This is a genomic window from Erythrobacter sp. QSSC1-22B, from assembly GCF_001678665.1.
In the GTDB taxonomy this organism is placed as follows: Bacteria; Pseudomonadota; Alphaproteobacteria; order Sphingomonadales; family Sphingomonadaceae; genus Qipengyuania.
In genome coordinates this window covers 1-2,682 of record NZ_LZRP01000024.1, presented here as the reverse complement: position 1 = coordinate 2,682, position 2,682 = coordinate 1, and the positions used below count along the sequence as shown (strand labels likewise).

General features: G+C 61.8%; 3 protein-coding genes. 2 read left to right on the top strand and 1 reads right to left on the bottom strand.

Translation table 11 applies throughout. The features are described from left to right. The first annotated feature begins 531 nt into the window (after positions 1-531). Positions 532-1,710: an IS66 family transposase gene (locus A9995_RS15630; RefSeq protein ID WP_369815871.1), complete on the top strand. Its 1,179-nt coding sequence runs from the start codon at positions 532-534 to the stop codon at positions 1,708-1,710. Beyond that, positions 1,707-2,342 (top strand): plasmid pRiA4b ORF-3 family protein, encoded by a 636-nt coding sequence (locus tag A9995_RS15625; protein WP_067614721.1) that lies wholly within the window; start codon positions 1,707-1,709, stop codon positions 2,340-2,342. Before A9995_RS15630 ends, A9995_RS15625 begins: the two co-directional genes overlap by 4 nt. A 110-nt stretch (positions 2,343-2,452) precedes the next feature. Here A9995_RS15625 and A9995_RS17475 read toward each other — a convergent pair. Then, the coding region (locus A9995_RS17475; protein ID WP_233998267.1) for a hypothetical protein at positions 2,453-2,682 on the bottom strand (230 nt) is incomplete at its 5' end.

The following is a 2,682-nucleotide window of genomic DNA, read 5'->3' as shown; positions in this document are numbered from 1 at the left end:
AAGGTCAAGCTCTATTTCCGCGGGCGCTCGTCGAGCCGTAAGTTACTGATTTATCGTCTCTACAGCACGTGCCTGCCGCTTGGCGTGACCCAGAACCAGGTGTGATGTCTCGCTCGCGCTGCTGCTGGTCGTGGCATCACATCACTCCGCCCTTCACGAGCGTCCAGATGCTAATCGTCATCATTATGAGGTTTTCGGTAAGCGGTTCAAAGGCGCATGATCAGTTGCTCGGCCCGCCGACACACGCCCATTTGGGTTTGCGCTTGTCGGTATAGACCGCTTTGTTAACACCGTCGGATCTTAAACTAGTGGTTAAAACCAATCGGAAGAATCCTTCTGGAATGGCGGGAAACCGCGCTCCTTCGCCGGTTGGCCGGGTTCCATCCGCTAGATTCTAACCACTAGGTGTTGTGCAATCAAGCGCCTGAGGCGCTTAGCCTATGCGGGCGCAGTCCCCCAGGCTTGCCGAAGCGGCGCGGTTCTCCCGATCGGCGTGGGGGCAGGCAGCGTCCGCCTTCTGCCAGACCGTCTATGATCGGGCAAGTCATCCAGACGGTGCGCGAGAAGTTCTCCTGCCGGGACTGCGAGAAGATCACGCAACCGCCCGCACCATTCCACGTCGTGCCGCGCGGATGGGCCGGACCAAGCTTCCTCGCCATGCTGTTGTTCGAGAAGTACGGCCAGCACCAGCCATTGAACCGTCAGGCCGAGCGGTTCGCCCGTGAGGGCGTACCGCTCAGTGTCTCGACCCTCGCTGATCAGGTCGGGACTGCCGCCTTCGCGCTGATGCCGCTCTATCGCCTGATCGAGGCTCAAGTTCTGGCCGCACAGCGATTGCACGGCGATGATACCACGGTGCCGGTCATGGCCAGGGGTAAGACCGATACCGCCCGATTATGGGTTTATGTGCGCGATGACCGCCCGTTCGCAGGCGCCGATCCGCCTGCTGCCCTGTTCCACTATTCACGCGACCGGCGCGGCGAACACCCAAGAGCGCATCTCGCATCATGGGCGGGGATCCTGCAAGCCGATGCCTATGGCGGCTATAACGAGCTCTACCGCGAGGGGCGCGATCCCGGACCTGTGCTCGAAGCGGCCTGCTTTGCCCATGCCAGGCGCAAGTTCTTCGAGCTTGCCGATGTCGCAGGCGCAGCCCGCAGGAGAAGCCGCGGCCAGCGTAGCAGCATGATCTATCCGATCGCGCTCGAAGCCGTGCAGCGCCTCGATGCCCTTTTCGACATCGAGCGCACCATCAACGGCAAGGCGCCTGCCGAGCGTCTCACTGTACGCCAGGAACTCAGCGCACCGCTGATGGCCGAGCTTTACGTCTGGCTCACCGCTCAGGTTGCCGAGCTGTCGCGCAACCACGATCTTGCCAAGGCCTGTCTCTACATGCTGCGGCGCTGGGATGCGTTCACCCGGTTCCTCGACGACGGGCGCATCTGCCTGACCAACAATGCCGCCGAGCGTGCGCTGCGCTGTATACCGCTCGGCCGCAAGGCTTGGCTATTCTGTGGCTCGGATCGCGGCGGACAGCGCGCCGCTATCCTCTACACGCTCATCCAGACCGCGAAGCTCAATGACATCGATCCGCAAGCCTGGCTTGCCGATGTCCTCGCCCGGATCGCCGATCACCCCGTCCTGCAGCTCGGCGAGCTGCTCCCTTGGAACTGGTGCAAGGGCGACGGCGTGCTATCACAGGCGGCATGACTGCCCGCAGCGCAACCACTCGCAAAGCCATCGACAGCTTCACCCAGATCGCCACCCTGCGTATCGAGCTCAAGTACTCCGACCCGCCGATCTGGCGTGTCGTCGAAGTGCCGACCTCGATCACCCTCAAGGTCCTGCACGATATCGTCCAGAGCGCCATGGGGTGGTTCGATTGTCACCTCTGGGAGATGGTCATCAACGGCCAGACCTACGGTCTGCCGATGGATGAGAACTGGGGGACGCCGCCGCCCGCAGTCGCTTCTCGCATACGTCTGCGCGACGTGATCCAGCCTGGCATGACCCCGATCGATTACACTTACGACTTCGGCGACAACTGGGAGCACAGCCTCATCATCAGCGACGTGCGCCCCGGCGATCCCGGCGACGCCTATCCCCGCTTCATCGCCGGTGAACGTGACGGCCCGCCTGAGGATTGTGGCGGCGTCCCGGGCTTCTACGAAATGCTTGAAGCCAGAGCCGATCCCACCCATCCCGATCATGCTGAAATCAGCGAATGGCTCGACGGCTACGATCCCGACGAGTTCGATGACTTCCCGATCAAAGTGGCCCTCGGCCGCATCGCTGCCCGTCGCAATGCTGCAGCAAAGCGCATCATCAAACCCGACCACTGACCGATATCGACGCGGCCCTCACCGGATGGATACAACCCAAGCGCTGTCTCGCAAAGATCGGCGGCGGAGCCATTCGCAAAGGTGGGATCCCGTCCGACGGGGTTCTCAATCTAGCGGAAGGCTACGAGGACGCGTGCAGCGTTTCGCAGCTCTTTGGAATCACTTGCTGGGGGGCATGCGGGATTGAGCGCTATGCGCTGATCGACATTCTCGCTTCGATCCGGTTGATTTTCATTTTCTCGCAGCACGGGGTCGAAGCGAACCGCGCGGTTGAAAATGCGAGGAAGCATCTTGAAGCCGAAGGCAGGACATTGGGGGTGATACTGCCATGCCTTAGAGC

Bases quoted from the DNA above. Each gene is read 5' to 3' on its own strand.
- A9995_RS15630 (WP_369815871.1), top strand. From the start codon at position 532: ATGATCGGGCAAGTCATCCAGACGGTGCGCGAGAAGTTCTCCTGCCGG.
- A9995_RS15625 (WP_067614721.1), top strand. From the start codon at position 1,707: ATGACTGCCCGCAGCGCAACCACTCGCAAAGCCATCGACAGCTTCACC.